Origin of the sequence: Kribbella sp. NPDC051718 (assembly GCF_040681515.1) — a bacterium.
Taxonomy (GTDB): domain Bacteria; phylum Actinomycetota; class Actinomycetes; order Propionibacteriales; family Kribbellaceae; genus Kribbella.
In genome coordinates this window covers 509271-530549 of the sequence record NZ_JBFAYZ010000001.1, presented here as the reverse complement: position 1 = coordinate 530549, position 21279 = coordinate 509271, and the positions used below count along the sequence as shown (strand labels likewise).

Genomic DNA, 21279 nt, shown 5'->3' with positions numbered 1-21279 from the left:
CTTCCAAAGGAGAACCGATGAAGCGCCGCAGCCTGCTCGCCGGTGCGGGAGCACTCGCCGCAGCCCCGCTGATCGACATCCAAGGAGCCGCCGCGGCGGAGCCTGCCAAGAAGAAGGCCGTGACGACCGGCGCGCAGGCGCTGGCGAAGGACAACTGGAAGGCGCTGGCCGGCCAGAAGGTCGGCGTGATCAGCAACCCGACCGGCATCCTCGACGACCTCAACCACATCGTCGACACCATGCACGCCTCCGGCAAGGTCAATGTGGTCGCCGTCTTCGGCCCCGAACACGGCTTCCGCGGCAGCGCGCAGGCGGGCGGCTCCGAGGGCGATCATGTCGATCCGCGGACCGGGATCATGGTCTACGACGCGTACGGCGCGGCCGCGGCCAAGCTTGCCACGCTCTACACCAAGGCCGGCGTCGAGACCGTCGTCTTCGACATCCAGGACGTCGGCGCCCGGTTCTACACCTACATCTGGACCATGTACGAGGCGATGCTCGCGGCCGTCCAGACCGGTGCGAAGTTCGTCGTACTCGACCGGCCGAACCCCACTGGCGGTTCGGCCCGCGGCCCGATGTTGAAGCCGGGGTACACCTCGGGCGTCGGCAAGCGGGAGATCATCCAGCAACACGGGATGACGGTCGGCGAGCTGGCCAGGCTGTTCAACGCGGAGTACCTGCCGCTGGACACGAACGGCGCGCGGCTCAAGGAGCTGCAGGTCATCCAGGTGAAGGGCTGGAAGCGCGACCAGCTGTACGCCGAGACCGGGCTGACCTGGGTGATGCCGAGTCCGAACATGCCGACCCCGGACACCGCGTTGCTCTACCCGGGCGCGTGCCTGTTCGAGGCGACCAACATGTCCGAGGGGCGCGGCACGACCCGGCCGTTCGAGCTGATCGGCGCACCGTACGTCGACTACAAGTGGGCGCAGGCGCTGCAGGCCAAGAACATCCCGGGCATCGAGTTCCGCGAGGCCTACTTCACGCCGTTCATCTCCAAGAACGCCAACGTGCTGTGCGGCGGCGTCCAGATCCAGATCACCGATCCGGACTCCGCCGAGGCGATCGTGGCGGCGACGCACATGATCGTGGAGGCCAAGAAGCTGTACCCGGGGTTCGCCTGGCGTACTGGTGACAACCCGCCCGGCCGCTGGATCGACCTGCTCACCGGCTCGGACCGCTACCGCACGATGGTCGACGGCGGCGCCACCGCCGAGGCGATCGTCGCCGCCTGGCAGAGCGAGACCGACGCCTGGACCGCCCGCCGCGCGAAGTACCTGCTCTACAAGGGAGATCACCGGTGAAGAGAGCCTTCGTATTCACGGTAGCCTCTACCCTCATGCTGACCATGGCCGGCCCTGCAGTTGCTTCAGGCAACAAGTCCGGACGCTTCGACCACCCGTACGACGGCTACGCGCCGAAGTCGACCCTGCTGCGCGACTCGACTCCGGCCAAGGCCGGTCTCGACCCCGCGCCGATCGACGCCGCGCTGGCCCAGGTGGCCGGCTGGACCCAACCGTCCGGCACCACCAAGCCCCTGTACGCCGGTGCCGTCACGCTGCTCGGCCACGACGGCAAGATCGTCACCCGTACCGCGACCGGGCTGGCCCTCAAGTACTCCGACGGCAGCGGCACCGAGCTGCCGCCCGACCAGCAGATCCCGATGCGCACCGACACCATCTTCGACATGGCGTCGGTCTCCAAGCTGTTCACCTCGATCGTCGTGATGCAGCTGGTCGAGAAGGGCAAGGTCGGCCTGGACACCCCGATCGCGACGTACATGCCGGAGTTCGCCGAGAACGGCAAGGCCGCGATCACCGTCCGGCAGGCGCTCACCCACACGACCGGACTGCCCGCGTTCCTGCCGCTCTGGAAGGACCAGCCGACGCCGGAGCTCCGGCTCAACGAGGCGCTCACCGCCAAGCTGGTCAACCCGCCCGGCGGCACCTATCTCTACAGCGACCTGAACCTGATCTCCCTCGGCGAGGTCGCGCACCGGGTGACCGGCAAGACGCTCGACAAGCTGGTCGCGGACGGCATCACCAAGCCGCTGCAGATGCGCGACACGGGCTACAACCCGGACGAGAAGAAGAAGCCACGGATCGCCGCCACGGAGTACCAGACAGCCCCGCCGCGCGGGATGGTCTGGGGCTCGGTGCACGACGAGAACGCCTGGTCGCTCAACGGCGTCGCCGGGCACGCCGGTGTCTTCTCGACCGCGGACGACCTCGCCGTGCTGGCGCAGACGTTCCTCAACGGTGGCAGCTATCGCGGCGCGCGGATCCTCAAGACGGATTCCGTCACCGCGATGATCACCAACTTCAACCAGGGCTTCCCGGGCAACAATCACGGGCTGGGCTTCGAGTTGAACCAGCGCTGGTACATGGGTGGGCTGTCGGGTCCGCGGACGGCGGGGCACACCGGCTACACGGGGACGTCGATCGTTATCGACTTCGATTCGCGGTCGTTCGCGATTCTGTTGACCAACCGGGTGCATCCGAGTCGCAACTGGGGGAGTAACAATCCTGCCCGCAGGGCCGTAGTACAGGGCCTGGCGTTGTCGCTGGGGGTCGGGCCGCAGCACGGCAAGGATGCCTGGTTCTCGGGCACGACGGACGCCAGTACGACGACGTTGGCGGCCAAGGTCGCCGTGCCGGCCGCCGGGGCCAAGGTGTCGTTCGACCTGTTCGTGGACACCGAGGACTCGGATCTGCTGTACCTGGAGAGCTCTGCCGACGGGACGACCTGGACGAAGGTGCCTTTCACCGTGCGCGATCGGGGCACCGTCATCGACACCGACGGCTCGATCAGCGGGTCGGGCGACCGGCACTGGCACCAGGTGACCGCGGACCTCGGGGCCGGTGACCAGACGCTGCGCTGGCGCTACACCTCGGATCCGCTGTACCAGGGTCGGGGCGTCTATGTGGACGGCGTGAAGATCACCTCGGGGCGGCAGGTCCTTTTCGACGGTGAGCGAACGCCTGAATCATTTGTCGCAACTGGTTGGAGACTTTCGCGTCGGTGACCCCGCTCGGTGCTTAATCGCCGTACGGTGGCGTCATGACTTCAGTTACCTCTCCAGAACCCACGGGGCCGCTGCTGGTCCGGGTCCGCGCGGTGATGCCCGCGCTGGCGCCGGCCGAGCAGCGGGTGGCGAACGCGGTCCTCGCGGACCCGGGCGGAGTGGCGGCGATGACGATCTCGGAACTGGCCGAGGTGGCGTCCACCTCGGAGACCACGGTCATCCGGTTCTGCAAGCAGATCGGCGTCCCCGGCTATCCGCAGCTCCGCCTGCAACTGGCGGCTCAGTCGGCCACGGAGAACATCCGGCCTGAGGTCGGCGGCGACATCGAGCCCGGTGACTCGCTCGCCGACGTGGTCGGCAAGGTCGCGTTCGCGGACGAGAAGGCGGTCCGGGAGACCGCGCAGCAGCTCGACATCGAGTCCCTGAGCAAGGTCGTCGCCGCGGTCGCCAAGGCGCCGCGGGTCGACCTGTACGGGACCGGCGCGAGCGCGTTCGTGGCGCTCGACCTGCAGCAGAAGCTGCACCGGATCCGCCGGGTCGCGTTCGCCTGGTCGGACGTGCACGTCGCGCTGACCAGTGCCGCCCTGCTCGGCGAAGGCGACGTCGCGATCGGCATTTCCCACACCGGTACCACGGCCGAGGTGGTCGAAGCGCTCGAGGAGGCCGCCAAGCACGGCGCCACCACGGTCGCGGTGACCAACTTTCCGCGGTCGCCGCTGGCCCGGACCGCCGATCTTGTGCTCACCACGGCCGCGCGCGAGACGACTTACCGTTCGGGCGCGATGTCCAGCCGGATCGTCCAGTTGATGGTGATCGACTGCCTGTTCATCGGCGTGGCCCAGTCGGTGCTGCCGGACGCCCGCAAGGCGCTCGAGGAAACGGCCACCGCGGTCCGTAGCCACCGGCTGAAGACTTCTGTCAATGATCAACAGAATTGAAAATCCTTCAGTAGAAAACTAACATCGTATCTGTGATCACACCCACGGAGCAGCGCAACCCCCGGACGCTCGCGATCGATGCGGTGGGCACCACCGAGATTCTCCGGATGGTCAACGCGGAGGACGCCCGGGTGGCCGGCGCGGTCGGTGCGGTGATCCCCGAACTGGCGCGGGCGGTGGACGCCGCCGTCGAGGCCGTGCGCAACGGCGGCCGCGTGCACTACTTCGGCGCCGGTACGTCCGGGCGACTGGCGGTCCTCGATGCCGCTGAGCTCCTGCCGACCTTCCACGCCCCCGACGACCTGGTGGTCGCCCACCACGCCGGTGGCATGGAGGCGCTGCTGCGCGCGGTCGAGAACGTCGAGGACTCCGAGGAGGGTGGCGCCGCCGACGCCGCCGCCGTCACCAGCCGGGACATCGTCATCGGCCTCGCGGCATCGGGCAGTACGCCGTACGTCGCCGGCGCCCTGAAAGCCGCCCGAGCGGTCGGCGCGACAACGGCCCTGGTGACCTCGAACCCATCGGCTCCGCTCGCCCCGCTCGCCGACATCGTGATCGCGGCCGACACCGGCCCCGAGGTGATCGCCGGGTCGACTCGCCTGAAGGCCGGCACCGCCCAGAAGCTGATCCTGAACAGCTTCTCGACCACCCTGATGATCAAACTCGGCCGCACCTGGTCGAACCTGATGGTCGACATGGTCGCCACCAACCAGAAACTCCGAGGCCGCATGCTCCGCATCCTCGGCGAGGCCACCGGCGCCGACCCCGAGGCTTGCGCCGCAGCCCTGGCCGAGGCCGACGGCGAACTGAAACCCGCTCTCGTCCACCTCCTGACCGGCTCTCCGATCCCGGAGGCCCGTCGAGTCCTCTCCCAAGCAGGCGGCCGCGTAGCCGTCGCCCTGGGCCTGCTCAGCGCGTCTGCCTGACCTCTCCGCCCGGCCGGCGGAAAATCTGAAAAATTTCTGCCGGCGCAGTTGTGGAACAGTGCGGAATTCAAGGGATTGAATTCGGCGGGGGGAACCCTTCGCGGTCCGGTTGTTGATCGTAAAAGCTAACCAGTCGTGGTCTTGATACCGGTTTTTGGCTTAGTCGGGTGTTTGATTTTTGTGGACCGCAAAACGGAGCAGCATGGCTGATCCGGGACCGAAAGAAAAGCGATCTCGGCCACATAGCGAAGGGTAGCTTTCCCATCACTTTGGGTCCGTAGACCGACCGCGTGATCGTGTCGTATCGTCACGTCATCGCCAAGCCTTGGTGGGGGCTCTGGTGCTCTGAATCCTTTGTGTTCAAGGCAACCTCGGAGCTCGGATGACCATGGACGGTACTGTCGTGGTGCCCGGAACCACTACGGGCGCCCAGTGGGTCGATGAGGTGCTGCTGGCCGGTGCGGCCAGTGACATCTGTTTCAGACTCCCTACTCCAATTGATCGCGGAATGCTGCGCCGGCTGGTGCTGGAACGGCAGACCGAATTGGCGGAATCGGGTTTGCGCCCGGGTGGTGCAGCCGCATTGCGGTTACCCCCGTCAATGGCATTTGTGACGCATTTGCTGGCGGTCTGGCGGCTCGGTGGGCAGGCGATCCTGCTGGACCACCGGCTGACCGACTACGAGGTGCGCCGGGCGGTCGAGCGGCTGGTGCCGCAGGTCGTCGTGTCGCCCGATGGCCCGGCAGCGGCCGGGTTGCGCACGTTCGTGGACGTCGAGACGGCCGTCGCCAGCTACTCGGGTCACCCGGCCAACACCTCGCATGCCGTCGTCCAGCTCAGTTCCGGCTCGACCGGGCCGTCGAAGGTGATCGGGCGGACCGCCCAGGACCTGATCGAAGAGGTTCACCGGTACACGAAGATCGACGGCGTTCCGGTGCGGGGCGAGCGGGTCATCCTGCTGCCGTCGATGGTGCACGTGCTCGGTCTCGTGGGCGGGCTGATGTACGGGCTGCACGCCGGCGTCGAGTTGGTCCCGCCCGCGCGGTTGACCGGCGACGCCATCGTCGCGGCGATTGCCAGTGGCAAGAGTCCGGCGACGGTGCTCGGGGTGCCATTCCACATCGGGTTGCTTGCGTCGGTCAACGAGCCGCCGCCGTTGCCGCAGTTCAAGCGGATGACGACCGGTGGCGAGCTGGTGCCGTCGGCGATTTCGGGTGCATTCGAGGACAAGTACGGCGTGCCGCTCGGCAACATGTACGGGATGACCGAGGTCGGGGTCATCGGCACCGATCTGTTCGGCGCGCATCGGCCCGCGATCCAGCCGGCGCCCGGGATCGAAGTACGGGCTGTCGATGGGGAGCTGCACATCCGTCGTCCGGAGTCGCCGTACCTGGGGTTGTCGGACCCGACTCGCTGGGCCGATGGGTGGTTGCGTACCAAGGACGCGGGTGTCATCGACCCGGACACCGGGCTGGTGTCGATCAAGGGGCGGCTGGACTCGCAGGTGTCGGTCGGTGGGCTGAAGGTCGACCTGACCGAGGTCGAGTACACGATGAACACGCTCCGCGGCGTCGAGGCCGCGGTGGTGGTCCACGACGGTTCGATCACGGCGTACGTGCAGCTCAACGAGCAACGCGACGTGGCGCGGATCGAGGCTGATCTGGCGCAGTTGCTGGCGTCGTACAAGCGGCCGCGCAGTGTTCGCGTGCTGGCTCAGTTGCCCCGGACAACCACCGGGAAACTGGTCCGCGACACCGCGGTACTCCGCAAAGCGGCCCCGTGATGCTCACACACCTCGACGGCCGGAGTACCGACCGGCACGACAACAGCAACCACCGCGTCGGCCGCCACGGGCAACCGAACCAGGACAAGCCCCGGCACGGAGCCGATCGGCGCACCGACGAGAGGCAGCAAAGGGTCGCGGAGAGTGGGCGTGGGCAGCGGGTCGCGGACGGTGGGGAGGGGCAGGGGCATTTCTCGGTGGAGGCCGGTGTTGCGGAGGCCGGTGCCGAGGGCCTTGCCTACCGCTTCCTTTGCCGTCCAGAGGTGCAGGAATGCCTCGAGTTCTTCGGGCTGGAGGCTCATCCAGGCGAGCTCGGCCGGGGTGAACCAGCGCCGGGCCAGGGCGGTGACGGGTCGGGGGTAGCGGTCTTCGAGGTCTATGCCGACTGGGCCCGCCAGGCCGGCGGCGACCGCGACCAGCCGCCGGCTGTGGCTGAGGCTCACGGCGAGCGGGTCGACGTGCGGAGCGCCGGCGGCGTCGTGCCGAAGGACCGGGGCGCCCTCGAAGCTGGGGACGGCGTCGGAGCCGGAGCCGAAGCCGGAGCCGAAGCGAGTGTCGGTGTCGGCGTCGGTGAGCAGGGTGGCGGCGAGGTCGAGGAGGAGGGCGTGGGCGGCGGATCGCTGGTCGCGCTCGACGGGTTTCAGCCAGACGTGCACGGGGGCCAGATCGGTGCCCGGACGCTGAATCACAGGAAGAAGGTATCCCGATGAGGGAAGAGGTCCGCGCGTTCGTCATCGCGCAGCTGCAGGACATGAACTACGACGTCGAGGGCATCGACGACGAGACGACGCTCGGCCCGGCCGGCGTCGACCTGGAATCGCTCGCGCTGGCCGACCTGTCGGTCCGGGTCGAGGACAAGTTCGGCGTCCGGTTCTCCGACGACGAGTCCGAGGAACTGGCCCTGATGACCGTCGGCGAGTTCACCACCGCGGTGGCCGGCCGGGTAGCGCAGCAGGTCTGATGAGCAGCGTTCCCCAGCCCGCGGCCCTGCCCCCGCCCGGTAGAGCTGAGATCGTCGACTGGCTGGCCGCGCTGGGCGATCGCCAGCCCGGCGAGGTCCGGGAGCGGATCGACTCGATGGAGCTCGCGTGGCTGGTCCATCAGGTCGAGCAGCGGTACGAGCTGGAGCTGGACGACGACCAGCTGGACCGGATGAAGACCATCGACGACGCCGTGACCGTGCTCGCGGAAGCGCTGAGGACCCATGTCTGATCAGGTCTCCGTCACCGGCTTCTCGGTACTGAGCGCGCTCGGCCGTGGTGCCGAGGCGCAACTGGCGGCGGCCCTTCCCGGTGCGGCCGCCTTCGGTGAGGTACGCCGGTTCGACACCTCGAACCGGCGGGTGACCCGTGCGGCGACGGCCGTCGACGTCCGGTCACTGGAGGAAGAACTGCTCGATGCGGTCATCGACGCCTGCGCCGACGCCGGTATGACCGCGGCCCAGCGGGCGACGACACCGTTGTTCCTCGCAGTCCACGGTCGCGCCGGCGTCCGCGGGCTGGCCACCAGGGCCGCGAAGATCTACACCAGCGCGTGCGTCTCGGCCAGTACTGCGGTCGCCGACGCGGCCGCGCTGATCCGCTACGGCTATGCGGAGCGGATCGTCGTGGCGGCCGGCTACCTGGTCGAGCCGGACCAGTTCGCCCTGTTCGACGCGGGCCGGGCTTTGTCGGACGACAGCACGGTACGGCCGTTCAGCCTCGACCGCAGGGGACTCCTGCTCGGCGACGCCGTCGTCGCGGTTGTCCTGCAAAGGGGAGAAGGCAAGGCCGAGATCGCCGGCTGGGGACGAGCCGGCGACGCGCATCACCCGTGCCAGCCCGCGCCGGACGGTCAGGGGCTGGCGGCGGCGATCGAGGCTGCCCTGCGCAAGGCGGAGCTGCCGTCGGACGTCGTCGGGTACATCAACGCGAACGCCACCGGGACGATCTTCAGCGACGCGTCGGAGGCGGCCGCGATCCGGACGGTGTTCCCGACGGACGTGCCGGTCAGCTCGACGAAGTCGGTGCACGGGCACGCGCTGGAGGCATCGGGGTTGCTCGAGTTGGTGATGACGATGCTGGCGTTGCGGGCCGGGAAACTTCCGGTCAATGCAGGGTTCACGGCCGCCGATCCGATGTGCCCGCTCGACCTGATCGTCGATGCGCCGCGGCCTGCGACAGCACAGTACGGGCTGACGCTGAATGCTGCCTTCGGTGGCGCCAACACGGCTTTGCTGGTGCGTGCTGGATGAACCACCTGGTCGAGATTCCCGAACTCCGCGTGATCACGGACAGTCACTGGCCGCAGCCGGGCGACGACGCGGTGGCAGGCCCGCCGGTACTTCCTGGCTTCATCGGGTCGACGTTCAGCCCGTTGGTCGCTGTCGTCGCCGATCGTTGCCTGCAGTCGCTGTACGGCGAAGTACCAGCAAAACAAGGGGAAAAGGTCGGCGTCGTACTGGTCAGCCGGACGGGGGACCGGGCCTCGGCCGAGCAGGTCCGGCAACTCGTTGCTGATGGCAAGCGAGTCGGACCGCTGTACTTCTTCCAGTCCGTCCCCAACAGCGTGGCCGGGTACGTCGCCGCGCGCTGGGGACTGCATGGGCCGGTCGTCTGTCTCAGTCCTGCTGGTGACGCGCGGCAGACCGGATTCGACCAGGCCGCGCTGCTGATCGCGGATGGGGACGCGGACCAGGTGCTGATCGTGCTGGTCGAACAAGCAAGTCAGGGCGACACCGCCGTCGCCCTGCTGGTGAGTGGGGGAGAACCTTCATGAAGAGTCTGAGAGCTGCACTCGCCGCGGATCCGGCCATCGGAGCCGGCAACGTGCTGGCGACGGTGATCGCGCACGGTGCTGATCTGAGTGGGCCGGGGTTGACCTTCGATACGGCTGTTGACGGGTTCCCGGCTGAGCATCCGTTGACGCTCGGGGAGCTTGATGAGCGGGTGCAGGCGCGTACTGCGTGGTTGCACGGGCGCGGGATCGGACGGCGGGATGTCGTCGCGATCTGGGCGACCGAGGCGGCCGACATCGTGCTGAGCTTCCTTGCGCTGACTCGTGTCGGGGCGATCCCCGCGCTGCTGAACGGGAAGATGGCGCCGGCGATCGCGGAGGAGTACATCCGGCGGTTGCGGGTGACCGGGGTGCTGGTCGACGAGGCACACGGTGGGTTGTTGCAGGAGGCACCGATTCTCGGGGCGCCGCGCGAGCTCGGTACCGGGGATCCGGCGCTGGCGCCGGCGGCGTACCGGCATCATCAGGACGATCCGGTGGTGATCACGCACACGTCCGGTACCACCGGGGTGCCCAAGGCCGTGCTGCACAGCCACAAGACGCTGTACGCCGCGTTGAAGCACCTGCTGACGATGCCGCAGTCGCAGGGCACCGATCGGATCCTCAACGCGCTGCCGATCCCGCACACGGCGACGATCCTGATGGTCAACCAGGTGCTCGGGAACCGGGCCGAGATGTTGCTGCTGTCGACGCAGGACGCGTCGACGGTGCTGGCCCAGATCGAGCGGTGGAAGCCACATGGCGTGTACGGGTTTGCCGTCACCTGGGCGGGGCTGGCTCGGGAGGATCTGAGCTCGCACGATCTGGACTCGGTGCGGATGTGGTTCAACACCGGTGACTGCGCGCATGAGCCGCACATCCGCAAACTCGTTGCCGTCGGCACCCGGGAGACGGTCACCCGCGCTGGGCGGACGACGGTGCGTGGGTCGCATTTCGTCGATGGGCTGGGGTCGAGCGAGATGGGGCACAACGGGTTCCACATCACGCACACGATCGACTCCGACCACTACGGGCGTTGCATCGGCAAGCCTTATCAGTTTGCTGAAGCCACGGTCCTCGACTCCTCTGGTGAGGAGCTTCCGCCGGGCAAGGTGGGGCTGCTCGGGTTCCGCTCGCCGACCGTCTCGCCGGGTTACTGGAACGACTCGGTCAACACGTACAAGTTCCGTCTCAACGGCTGGTTCCTGACGGGTGACCTGGTCTATCGCGACGAGACCGGCCACTACTTCCACCTCGATCGGGTTCCCGACGCGGTCGCCGGCTTCGACGGTCCTCAGCTCTACACGTCGATGTCTGAGGAGCGCATCCTCGCTGCACTGCCGGAGATCCAGGACTGCACGGTGATCATCGTCCAGGAGGACGGCCAGTTCCTCACCGACGTACTGCTCGAGGTCGCGGCCGACGCGGACCCGATCAAGGAACGCGACGAACGGATCCTCGCCGCGGTAGGCGAAGAGGTGGCGAGCACGATCCGCCGCATCCACGTGGTCGGCGAGGACGAGGTCCCGGTCACCGTCACCGGCAAGGTCCGCAAGGTCGCCCTCCGCACCGAACGCCTTGCAGAACAGAACGTTGTGGGGGCCGGCCGATGAGCGCCGTGACCATCACCGGGATGGGGCTGATGACGCCGGTTGGGCGTGGGGTGGATGACGTGTTCGGGGCCTTGCTGCATGGGCGGTCGGGGATCAGTCGGCCGCCTGCTGGTCATCCGGTGGCGAACTCGGTGGAGTTGGCGGGGTTTCTGCCGGACTTCGACGCGGGAGCGATCGCTGGTGGGCCGGACGGGAAGGTGATGGACCGGACCGTCATCCTTGCCCAGCTGACTGCTGAAGAAGCGTTGGCCGACGCGGGGCTGGTGATCGGAGAGAACGTCGAACCCGAGCGGATCGGCATCATCATCGGTGGGGTCGGTGGGATGGCGACGCTGGAGAAGCAGGTGCTGGCGAGGGCCGAGCGGGGGCGGGCTGCAGTCAGTCCTTATTTGCTGACTGGGATTTTGCCGAACATGCCGGCCGCCCGGGCAGCGATCCGGTTCGGCATCCGGGGCTACACCTCTTCGGTTGGTACGGCGTGTGCTTCCGGTGCTCAGGCGATCGCCGATGGCGTAAGGCTGATCCGCAGCGGTGAGCTGGACGTGGTGATCTGCGGAGCCAGTGAGGCGCCGCTGTTTCCGACGTTTGCGGAGACCTTCGCCAATGCGAGGGCATTGGCGCGCGGGTGGGACGACCCGACGGAGGCCAGTCGGCCGTTCGACCTGCGGAGGAACGGGTTTGTGCTGTCCGAAGGGGCCGCACTGCTTGTACTCGAGAGCGCCGAGCATGCCGACCAGCGCGGTGCGCGGGGATACGCCGACGTCGCGGGGTACGGCGTCAATGCCGACGCCCACCACCCGACGGCGCCGCGTCCGGACGGTACCGGCGCGGCCGCTTGCATGCGACTGGCGTTCGCCAGCGGCAAGATCACCCCGGATCGAGTCGGGTACGTCAACGCCCACGGCACCAGCACGAAGCTCGGTGACGTCGCCGAGTCGACGGCGATCGGCCTTGCGTTCAACGGATCCAGCCCGGCCGTGAGCTCCACCAAGGCGCTCACCGGGCACATGCTCGGCACGTCCGGGGTCGTCGAGGCCGCCGCGAGCGCGCTGGCGATCAGCACGGGACTGCTGCCACCGACGTACAACCTCGATGACCCCGATCCGGCCTGCCCGCTGGATCACGTGCGCAAGGAGCCGCGCGAGGCGCGTCCGGAGTACGCGCTGTCGAACTCGTTCGGGTTCGGCGGCCAGAACGTCAGCCTGCTGTTCGGACCTCCGAGCACAGAGATCAAGAGTGAGGGGAAGGCCTGGTGATGGAGATCTACGGGATCGACCACGTGGAGATGTACGTGGGCGACGCCAAGCAGGCGGCGTTCTACCTGGCACACGCCTTCGGCCTGCAGGTGCACGGTCAGGGCGGACCGGAGACGGGTCTGGCCGACCAGCGCTCGCTGCTACTGCGGGAGAGCGCCGTACAGATCGTGTTGACCTCGGGGCTGGCCGCCACCCACCCCGCGGCGGAGTACGTCCAGCGGCACGGTGACGGCGTTGCCGTGGTGGGCATCGAGGTGGACAACGCCTCGGTCGCCTACACCGAGCTGCTGAACCGCGGCGCCGAGTCGGTGAGCGAGCCGTCCACGTACACCGATGAGCACGAGACCACCGTGGTGATCGCGGAGGTGGCCGGCTTCGGCGACGTGATCCACCGGCTGGTCGAGCGGCACGGGCCGCGGCGGGAGTTCCTGCCGGGCGCATTCACGATCACCGAGCCGTCGAGGGGTCCGGACGAGAAGCTGTTCAGCGAGATCGACCACCTGGCGATCTGTGTGCCGTCGGGTGAGCTGAAGTCGACCGTCGAGTTCTACGAGAACGTCTTCGGGTTCCTGCCGATCTTCGACGAGTACATCGAGGTGGCCGGCCAAGGGATGGAATCGACCGTCGTCCAGAGCCCGTCGAAGCACGTGACGTTCACGCTGATCGAGCCCGACCCGAACCGCCGGCCGGGGCAGATCAACGACTTCCTCACCTGGCACGCGGGCGCCGGCGTACAGCACATCGCCTTGCGCACCAGCGACATCGTCGAGGCGGTCGGCACGCTGAAGGAGCGCGGGGTCAACTTCCTCGCCTCGCCGTCGGCGTACTACAAGGCGCTGCCGGACCGGGTCGGCGAGGTCGAGACGCCGATCGCGGATCTGGAGGAGCTCGGCATCCTGGTCGACAAGGACCACTGGGGTCAGCTGCTGCAGATCTTCACCGAGTCGATGCACATCCGCCGGACGCTCTTCCTGGAGATCATCGAGCGGCGCGGCGCGATGACGTTCGGCAGCGGCAACATCAAGGCCCTGTACGAAGCCAAGGAGCGCGAGCTGCAGGGGGTCGAGGTATGACCATGCTCGAGTTCACGCTGTCCGCCGAAGAGATCGACCTGCTTCCTTCGGACGAGGATGTCGCCTTCTACCAGGAGCACGGCTGGTACCTGTCCAAGAAGCTGCTCACCGACGAAGAGACCGACGAGCTGGTCGACGCCAGCGAGCGGTACTACGCCGGCGAACGCGACCGCAACCTCCCCGTCGCGCCGCCCAAGCTCGCGTACTGGGATCCGTCCAAGGGCGACGTCCAGCGGCACAACGACTACGTGCACTACGAGCACGACGGCCTGGCGAAGATCCTCACCAAGCCGCTGATCGGCGCGGTCGCCGCCCGGCTGGCGCAGGTCGACGAGATCCGGATCTTCCAGTCCACGCTGATCTACAAGCCGCCGATCGAGGGCGAGCCGTCGAACATCGTGCCCTGGCACTTCGACAAGCACTACTGGTCGTCTTCGTCGTCGGACCGGATGCTGACCGCGTTCATCCCGTTCCACGACTGCCCGCCCGAGATGGGCACGATCACGATGGTCGACGGCAGCCACCGGTGGAAGGAGATCGGCAGCGACGACACCGTCGTGCGGCACTTCGCCGACCGGGACAAGTCCCAGCTCGACCAGATGCTGATCGAGAACGCGCAGTACAACGGGGTCGAGGTGGCCAAGCTGCCGATCACGATCCCGCGTGGCCACATGAACTTCCACCACTGCCGGACGTACCACGGCAGCGGTGCGAACGTCAGCGACCGTCCCCGCCGGGCGATCTCGCTGCACCTGCAGGACGGCGGCAACTCCTACCGGGAGTTCCCGCTCTCCGACGGCACCCTCGCGGCGTACAACCACGACGCGCTGGTCCGCCGGACCCCGGACGGCAGGCCCGACTACGCCGACCCGGACTTCTGCCCGACGCTCTGGGCCGACCGCTAACCAAGGAGAAGGACATGTCACGTTACGACTGGGGTCAGACCCACCCCGGCATCGAGCAGCTGGAGAAGGCCGTCTCCGAGGCCCGCGACAAGGTCGTCCAGCACCCGCTCTACGCCAACCTGGACACGCACGAGTCGCTCGTCACGTTCATGGAGCACCACGTCTTCGCCGTCTGGGACTTCATGTCGCTGCTCAAGTCGCTGCAGCGCGAGCTCACCTGCGTGACGGTGCCGTGGATCCCGACCGAGCACCGCAATAGCCGTCGGCTCATCAACGACATCGTGATGGTCGAGGAGAGCGACGAGCTGGGTGGTGACGACGGGCTCAAAGTCGACGGTAAGGCGGCGTTCATCAGCCACTTCGAGCTGTACGTCGACGGTATGCACGAAGCCGGCGCCGATACGAGTGCGATCGACAAGCTGGTCGAGCTGCTCCGCGACGGCAACCCGGTGGTCGAGTCGCTCGCGGCGGCCGGCGTACCGCAGGCCTCGATCGACTTCGCCGGGACGACCTGGACCATCATCGAGAGCGCGCCGGTGCACTGCCAGGCGGCCGCGTTCGCGTTCGGCCGGGAGGACCTGATCCCGGACATGTTCACCCAGGTCGTCGCGGTGAACGAGCGGTCGAAGAAGCTGAACACCTTCGTCGACTACCTGGAGCGGCACATCGAGGTGGACGGCGAGTTCCACACCCCGATGGCGATGCAGATGGTCGCCGACCTGTGCGGCGACGACCAGGAGAAGTGGGACGCCTGCGCGGACACCATCAACACCGCGCTCGCCGCCCGCGCCCGTCTCTGGGACAGCATCCTCGCCGCGGTGAAGGGCTGACACGAGTGCTCCGGGTCGAGGGTTCTTTGGCGCTTGCGGCGCCCAGGCACGCACCTCGCGGCACTGGACGAGCATCCACGATGCTCCGCATCGAGGATGCTCCTCCAGCACCGCGATGCACGCACCTGACCACCGCAATCACTCAAACAACCCTCGACCCGGAGCACTGATGACCACCATCGATCTCTACCGGACCGTGCGGCTGATCCGTCGCTTCGAGGAGCGTGCGATCGAGTTCGTCCGGTCCGGCGAGATCGTCGGCGGTATTCACCCGTACGTCGGTCAGGAGGCGATCGCCGCCGGGGTGTGTGCCGCGTTGCGGCCGGACGACCTGATCACCAGTACGCATCGCGGACACGGTCACGTGCTGGCCAAGGGGGTGAACCCGGCCCGGATGTTCGCCGAGCTGATGGGCCGGGAGTCGGGGCTGAACAAGGGCCGCGGCGGATCGATGCACGCGGCCGACTTCAACCTCGGCATCCTCGGGGCGAACGCCATCGTCGGCGCGGCCGGCTCGATCGCGACCGGGGCGGCCTGGGCGCAGCGCAGGCTGGGCAAGTCGACTGTCGCGGTCACCTTCTTCGGCGACGGCGCGGTCAACGAGGGGATGTTGCTCGAGGCATTCAATCTGGCGGCGTTGTGGAACGTGCCGGTCTTGTTCGTCTGCGAGAACAACGGGTACGCCACGACGATGCCGGTGGACTCGGCGGTCGCGGGCAGCATCACCGGCCGGGCGAAGGCGTTCGGTATGCCTGCCTTCACGATCGACGGCCAGGATCCCGAGAAGGTGCTGGCGGCGACGACGGCGGCCGTCGAGCGGGCCCGGGCCGGCAAGGGACCGACCTTTCTCGAGTGCACGACGTACCGGTTCGACGCGCACCATACGTTCGAGCATCGGGCGCGGCTCAACTATCGCTCGAACGAGGAGCTCGCCGCGGGTTGGTCGCGGGATCCGGTGGAGATCCAGGGCGCTCGGTTGTCCGTGGACGATCGGGCAGCCGTCGACACCGAGATCGAGGCGCTGCTCGACGCGGCGGCCGGGATCGCATTGGGCAGTGCTCATCCCGATCCGGGCGCGGCTCTGCAGTATCTCTACGCGTCGCCGGAGGTGTTCAGCTGATGCCCAAACTGTCTTATCTGAAGGCCCTGAACCGCGCGCTCGGCGACGAACTCGATGCCGACGAGCGAGTCTTCGTACTCGGTGAGGACGTCCGGGTCGCGGCCTCGAACCTGACCGCCGGGCTGTTCGGGCGGTTCGGTGCGGACCGGGTGATCGACACTCCGTTGTCCGAGCAGGCGTTCACCAACTTCGCGACCGGCGCCGCGCTGGCCGGGTTGCGGCCGGTGATCGAGTTCCAGATCCCGTCGCTGCTCTTCCTCGTCTTCGAGCAGATCGCGAACCAGGCGCACAAGCTGTCGCTGATGTCCGGTGGCCAGTGCAAGGTGCCGGTGACGTACGTCGTACCGGGCTCAGGCTCGCGTACTGGGTGGGCTGGTCAGCACTCCGATCACCCCTACAGCCTGTTCGCGCACGTCGGGGTGAAGACCGTGGTGCCGGCGACTCCGTCGGATGCTTATGGGTTGTTGCTGTCGGCGATCCGCGATGACGATCCGGTTGTCGTCTTCGCGCCGTCGGGAGCACTCGGGTTCCGCGACGATGTCGACTTCTCGACCTTGGCACCGGTACCGCTCGGTGTCGGGCGGATCGCGCGGGCCGGGTCGGACGTGACGGTGGTTGCCCTGGGCCACTTGGTGCAGGACGCGCTCGCGGTGGCCGACGAGCTGGCGAGCGAGGCGTCGATCGAGGTGTTCGATCCGCGGACGGTCTATCCACTGGATGTTTCTGGGCTGGTTGAGTCGGTGGCGCGGACCGGGCGGCTGGTGGTCATCGACGACTCCAATCGGACGAGCGGGTTCGGGGCGGAAGTACTGGCCGTGGCTGCTGAGCGCTGTGAGTTGGTTGCGCCGCCGCGGCGGGTGACCCGGCCGGATGGGGCGGTGCTGCCGTTCGCGCTGGCGCTCGATCGGGCGGTGCAGCCGGGACGGGACGACTTGGTCGCGGCGATCCGCGGCGTACTGGGGAGGAATGCGACGTGACCACTCGACCATCGGCCGCCGAGCTCTGGCCGGTCCTGCCGGAGCCGGTCCGCGAGAAGTTGCTTGCCTACGGCCACAAGTACTGGCAGCAGGTATACGACGATGTCGCACTGCAGAACCAGAACTGGATCCCGCTCCGCTCGCCGGTCGCGACCCATGCCGGGTTCGCCGAGATGAACCGGATCACCCAACGCGTCTCGCAGTTGGTGCTGGACGCGTGCCGCCGGAGGGCGCGCACGGCGGGTGAGCTGCGCACGGTACTGGGGGTCTCGGAGGACCGGATTCAGCTGCTGGACGACAGCGAGCCGCTGACCGGGCGGCTGATCAACGCGATCCGCTCCGACCTGCTGCTCGAACGCGGGGTACCGCGGATGGTCGAGTGCAACGTCGAGAGCGCGCTGGGTGGGGTTCTGGATGCCGATGGCGTGATCAAGCGGTGGATGGAGGTCTATCGCGACGAGCCCGTCTTCACCGCCATGGGGGCCGCCGCACCGCCGTCGGCGATCGATGGGCGGTTCGACGCGATCCGCGCGGACGTCGGGCCGGGCAGGACGACCGGGATGATCTACGCCGCCGGCGGTGGCTATCCGCGCGCGGACGACGCGGAGTACATGATCAACCGGCTGCGGCCGTTCGCCGATCGCGGTCGCGAGCTGGGCGTCGATCTGATCGTCTACCCGCTCGAGTGGATCGTGCAGGACGCGGACGGCCGGCTGCTGGCGGGCGACCGTCCGCTCGATGCCGTGTGGCGGATGTTCGTGCCGACGTACGACGAGGGATCCGCGGGGATGGCCGCGCTCAGAGCGGCGAACGCGGCGGGGAAGTTCCGGATGTTCCTGCCTTCCGCGGTCTGGTTGCTGAGCAACAAGACGATCTTCGCCTGGCTGTGGGACGACCTCGACGAACTGCCGGAAGAGGATGCCGAGATCGTCCGCGCGCACATCCCGCGGACCTGGCTCTACGGACCCGAACTGCGGCAGCGCACCCTCGACGAGCGCGAGCGGCTGGTGTTCAAACCGACCGACGACTACGGCGGGCACGGTGTGTTCATCGGGCCGCTGACCTCGCCGGAGGACTGGCTGGCCGCCGTCGACGGGGCCGAGGGGCCACACCTCATCCAGGAACTGATCGAGGCGGATCCGCTGACCATGCAGTTCCTCAAGCCGGAGTCGGGCGAGGTGGTCGAGGCAGACGTCTCGTACTGCGTCTCGACGTACCAGTTCGACCGGGTGCCGGCCGGTGGTTTCACCCGCTTCTCGCCGCCCGGTGCGGGTGGCGTCGTCAACCTGACCCAGGGCGCCCTGACCGGCGGCCTGTTACTCGTGAACTTGGGGGAGCACTGATGGACTTCGACTGGCAGGCCACATCCTTCGACTACTGGGAGGAGTTGCCGCAGGCAACCAAGGACAAGGTGCTCGCGGTCGGTGCCGAGGACTGGAAGAAGGTCTTCAGCGGCGTCCTGACCTTCAACAAGTCCTGGCGTCCGCTGCGTCCGGTGATGATCCACCAGAAGACGTACGACGCGCTCGGCGAGGTGATGGACCGGTTGCTCCAGTTGCTGCTGGAGACCGGGCGGCGGCGGGCGCGGACGGCGGGTGAGTTGCGCAAGCTGCTCGGTACGCCGGACGGCCTGGTCGGCTACCTGGACGACGAGGAGGAGCTCGGTGAGCACCTGATCCAGTCGGGCCGGCCCGACATCCTGATCAGCGGTGGCGTGCCGAAGTTCGTCGAGTTCAACGTCGGCAGCGAGGCCGGGTGCGTCTGGGACACCGAGAGGGTGTCGACGCGGTTCCTGACGTCGTTCGCCGAGCACGGGCTGACCACGCTTGATGGTGCTGACGGTCCTGTTGAGGTGCTCGCGCCGCCGTCGCCGGTCGATGGGCGGTACCAGGCGATCATCGACCTCCTCGGGCTCAAGCCGGGCGATCGGTTGACGACCGTGCTGCGGACCGAGGGGGAGTACCCGGGGAGTGACAATCTCCCGGCGATCGTCCGGTCGCTCGATCCGTACGTCGAACGTGGAAAGGCTCTCGGGATCGACGGTGACGTTGCGCCGCTGATCTGGTTGGAGACCTCCGAGGACGGTTCGCTGGTCAACCAGGGACGGCAGGTGGACGCCGTCTTCCGGTTGTTCGTCTGCACGGACATGCCTGATGTGCCGGGTGAGGCAGCGCTTCGGGCCGCGGTCGAGTCGGGGAAGACGAAGCTCTTCACGTCGACCGCCGGCTGGTTGCTGGCCAACAAGATCATGCTGACTTATCTGTGGGATGACATCTCGCTGCTCTCGCCTGAGGACCAGGAGTTGGTGCGGCTGCATGTTCCGTGGAGTCGGCTGCTCACCGAGTCGATGCTCGAGGATGCCGTTGCTCAGCAGGCTTCACTGGTGCTGAAGCCGGCTGATGAGTACGGCGGCGCCGGTGTCCTGGTTGGGCACGAGACCGATCCTGATGAGTGGCGGGAGGGACTCTCGGCGGCGATCCGCTCGGGGGGCTTCCTGTTGCAGGACTACGTGCGGCCGGATCGGTTGACGATGGACTTCACGAACATCGACACCGGCGAGGACCTGCAGGTCGAGGTGCCGTACTCGGTGGGGCCGTACACGTTCGGGCGGAAGGCCTACGGGTGCTTCCTGCGGGTCGGGTCGCATGAGCACGGCGAGGTGCTCAATCTGAAGCGGGCGATCCATGTGACCGGGCCGCTGCTGGTGACGACGTGACCGGTTACGACTGGGCCGGTCATCGCGGATTTGATGCCTGGGGCAACTTGTCCTCCGAGGTCCAGAAGGCGGTACTGGCGGCTGGGTCGGATGGGTGGCAGACGGTCTTCGACGAGGTCGCGACGTACAACGAGACCTGGAAGCCGCTGCGGCCGGTGCTGATGAGCAAGCCGTGGCTGGAAGAGCTGTATGCGTTGAGCGATCGGATGCTGCAGCTGTTGCTGGAGTGTTGCCGGCGGCGGGCCAGTACCGCGGGTGAGCTGCGTGAGCTGCTGGGGATCCCTTCCGGGCGGGTTGAATTCCTCGATGACTCGGAGCCGCTTGGGGATCACCTGGCGATGTCGGGGCGGCCGGACATCCTGCTGACCGACGGGGTGCCGAAGTTCGTCGAGTTCAACGTGGGTAGCGATGTGGGGAGCGTGTGGGACTCCGAGAAGGTGTCGGCGCGCTTCCTCGAGCTCTTCCGTACTTCCGGACTGGACGAGTTGCTGCCGGTGGAGGCGCCGCCGTCGGCTGTCGATGGGCGGTTCGCCGCGATTCGGTCGACCCTCGGGTTGGAGCCGGGGGCTCGGCTGACGATGGTGTTCCGGACGGATGGGGAGTATCCGGAGTCGCATGATCCGGAGAAGCTGGTCGCGTTGCTGCAGCCGTTCGTGGAGCGTGGCATCGAGAACGGCTACGACATGGACGTGCAGCCGGTGGATTGGCTGACGCTGGATGCCTCTGGCTCGCTTGTGGGGCGTGGGCGGCGGGTGGAGGCGATTCTGCGGCTGTTCGTCTGCTCGGAGATGCCGCCGACGGTTGGGTTGCAGGCGATCAAGGATGCGCTTCGGGGTGGTACGGCGTCGCTGTTCACATCGGCTGCGTCGTGGTTGATCAGCAACAAGCTGGTCTTTGCTTGGCTGTGGGAGGACGCTTTGTCGCTGCCGGCCGCTGATGCCGAGCTGGTACGGACGCACTTGCCGCGGACGCGGATGCTGACGCCTTCGCTGGTGCCGTCGGTGATTGCTGAGCGGGAGCAGCTTGTTTTGAAGCCGACTGACGAGTTCGGTGGGTCCGGGGTTGTGGTTGGCCGGGAGGCATCTGCTGGGGAGTGGCAGGGGTTGATCGAGCGCGGGGCGGCTGAGGGGCTGCACCTGGTACAGGACTACTCGCGGCCGGACCGGATGACGATGGACTTCGTGCACCTGACCAGTGGCGAGCACGAGACGGCGGAGGTGCCGTTCTCGATCGGGCCGTACACGTTCGGGCGGCGTGGGTCCGGGTGCTATGTGCGGATCGGTAGCCAGGGCGAGGGGGAGGTTCTCAACCTCAAGCGCAACGTACACGTCACCGGCTCGCTGCTGCTTGGCGGCGCGTGATG

At 67.6% G+C, this 21279-nt stretch carries 20 protein-coding genes; 19 read left to right on the top strand and 1 reads right to left on the bottom strand.

What is annotated here, in order from left to right; genetic code table 11:
* Positions 1–17 precede the first annotated feature (17 nt).
* The 5 genes from AB0M15_RS02515 to AB0M15_RS02495 all read left to right on the top strand — a co-directional run bounded on the left by AB0M15_RS02515 (position 18) and on the right by AB0M15_RS02495 (position 6672).
* Entirely contained in the window at positions 18–1304 is a 1287-nt protein-coding gene (locus tag AB0M15_RS02515; protein ID WP_363813163.1) for a DUF1343 domain-containing protein, read from the top strand.
* A 35-nt stretch (positions 1305–1339) separates the two neighbouring features.
* Positions 1340–3025 carry a serine hydrolase domain-containing protein gene (locus tag AB0M15_RS02510; protein WP_363813161.1) on the top strand — a complete coding sequence of 562 codons (1686 nt, stop codon included), beginning with the start codon at positions 1340–1342 and terminating at the stop codon, positions 3023–3025.
* A gap of 35 nt (positions 3026–3060) precedes the next feature.
* Positions 3061–3963, top strand: coding sequence for a MurR/RpiR family transcriptional regulator (locus AB0M15_RS02505; RefSeq protein WP_343976550.1), 903 nt, complete (start codon positions 3061–3063; stop codon positions 3961–3963).
* A gap of 32 nt (positions 3964–3995) precedes the next feature.
* Entirely contained in the window at positions 3996–4889 is an 894-nt protein-coding gene (gene murQ / locus AB0M15_RS02500; protein WP_363813159.1) for an N-acetylmuramic acid 6-phosphate etherase, read from the top strand.
* Between the two features lie 382 nt (positions 4890–5271).
* Positions 5272–6672: a class I adenylate-forming enzyme family protein gene (locus AB0M15_RS02495; protein ID WP_363813157.1), complete on the top strand. Its 1401-nt coding sequence runs from the start codon at positions 5272–5274 to the stop codon at positions 6670–6672.
* On the opposite strand, the gene AB0M15_RS02490 is transcribed toward AB0M15_RS02495, so the two are convergent.
* Entirely contained in the window at positions 6603–7361 is a 759-nt protein-coding gene (locus AB0M15_RS02490) for a 4'-phosphopantetheinyl transferase superfamily protein (RefSeq protein ID WP_363813155.1), read from the bottom strand. The two genes, AB0M15_RS02495 and AB0M15_RS02490, sit on opposite strands and share 70 nt — an antisense overlap.
* A 17-nt stretch (positions 7362–7378) precedes the next feature.
* On the opposite strand from AB0M15_RS02490, the gene AB0M15_RS02485 reads away from it, so the two are divergent.
* From AB0M15_RS02485 to AB0M15_RS02420, 14 genes are all read left to right on the top strand, one after another.
* Positions 7379–7633, top strand: coding sequence for an acyl carrier protein (locus AB0M15_RS02485; RefSeq protein WP_363813153.1), 255 nt, complete (start codon positions 7379–7381; stop codon positions 7631–7633).
* Positions 7633–7884 (top strand): acyl carrier protein, encoded by a 252-nt coding sequence (locus AB0M15_RS02480; protein WP_363813151.1) that lies wholly within the window; start codon positions 7633–7635, stop codon positions 7882–7884. Before AB0M15_RS02485 ends, AB0M15_RS02480 begins: the two co-directional genes overlap by 1 nt.
* On the top strand, positions 7877–8905 hold the full coding sequence (locus AB0M15_RS02475; protein WP_363813149.1) for a beta-ketoacyl synthase N-terminal-like domain-containing protein: 1029 nt from the start codon (positions 7877–7879) through the stop codon (positions 8903–8905). The genes AB0M15_RS02480 and AB0M15_RS02475 overlap by 8 nt, the downstream gene beginning before the upstream one ends.
* Positions 8902–9429: a beta-ketoacyl synthase chain length factor gene (locus tag AB0M15_RS02470; protein ID WP_363813147.1), complete on the top strand. Its 528-nt coding sequence runs from the start codon at positions 8902–8904 to the stop codon at positions 9427–9429. Before AB0M15_RS02475 ends, AB0M15_RS02470 begins: the two co-directional genes overlap by 4 nt.
* Complete coding sequence (locus AB0M15_RS02465) at positions 9426–11039, top strand: class I adenylate-forming enzyme family protein (protein WP_363813145.1); 1614 nt, start codon at positions 9426–9428, stop codon at positions 11037–11039. The genes AB0M15_RS02470 and AB0M15_RS02465 overlap by 4 nt, the downstream gene beginning before the upstream one ends.
* Positions 11036–12295 (top strand): beta-ketoacyl-[acyl-carrier-protein] synthase family protein, encoded by a 1260-nt coding sequence (locus AB0M15_RS02460; protein WP_363813143.1) that lies wholly within the window; start codon positions 11036–11038, stop codon positions 12293–12295. The genes AB0M15_RS02465 and AB0M15_RS02460 overlap by 4 nt, the downstream gene beginning before the upstream one ends.
* Positions 12295–13368 (top strand): 4-hydroxyphenylpyruvate dioxygenase, encoded by a 1074-nt coding sequence (gene hppD, locus AB0M15_RS02455; RefSeq protein WP_363813142.1) that lies wholly within the window; start codon positions 12295–12297, stop codon positions 13366–13368. The genes AB0M15_RS02460 and hppD overlap by 1 nt, the downstream gene beginning before the upstream one ends.
* Entirely contained in the window at positions 13365–14273 is a 909-nt protein-coding gene (locus tag AB0M15_RS02450; protein WP_363813140.1) for a phytanoyl-CoA dioxygenase family protein, read from the top strand. Before hppD ends, AB0M15_RS02450 begins: the two co-directional genes overlap by 4 nt.
* A gap of 14 nt (positions 14274–14287) precedes the next feature.
* Complete coding sequence (locus AB0M15_RS02445) at positions 14288–15103, top strand: DUF3050 domain-containing protein (protein ID WP_363813138.1); 816 nt, start codon at positions 14288–14290, stop codon at positions 15101–15103.
* Positions 15104–15272: 169 nt separating this feature from the next.
* Positions 15273–16223: a thiamine pyrophosphate-dependent dehydrogenase E1 component subunit alpha gene (locus AB0M15_RS02440; RefSeq protein WP_363813136.1), complete on the top strand. Its 951-nt coding sequence runs from the start codon at positions 15273–15275 to the stop codon at positions 16221–16223.
* Positions 16223–17200, top strand: a complete 978-nt coding sequence (locus AB0M15_RS02435) for a transketolase C-terminal domain-containing protein (RefSeq protein WP_363813134.1) — start codon at positions 16223–16225, stop codon at positions 17198–17200. Before AB0M15_RS02440 ends, AB0M15_RS02435 begins: the two co-directional genes overlap by 1 nt.
* Positions 17197–18543 carry a hypothetical protein gene (locus AB0M15_RS02430; protein WP_363813132.1) on the top strand — a complete coding sequence of 449 codons (1347 nt, stop codon included), beginning with the start codon at positions 17197–17199 and terminating at the stop codon, positions 18541–18543. The genes AB0M15_RS02435 and AB0M15_RS02430 overlap by 4 nt, the downstream gene beginning before the upstream one ends.
* On the top strand, positions 18543–19916 hold the full coding sequence (locus AB0M15_RS02425; RefSeq protein ID WP_363813130.1) for a hypothetical protein: 1374 nt from the start codon (positions 18543–18545) through the stop codon (positions 19914–19916). Before AB0M15_RS02430 ends, AB0M15_RS02425 begins: the two co-directional genes overlap by 1 nt.
* A complete protein-coding gene (locus AB0M15_RS02420; RefSeq protein WP_363813128.1) occupies positions 19913–21277 on the top strand; it encodes a hypothetical protein in 1365 nt (454 codons plus the stop codon). The genes AB0M15_RS02425 and AB0M15_RS02420 overlap by 4 nt, the downstream gene beginning before the upstream one ends.
* The last annotated feature ends 2 nt before the right edge of the window (positions 21278–21279 follow it).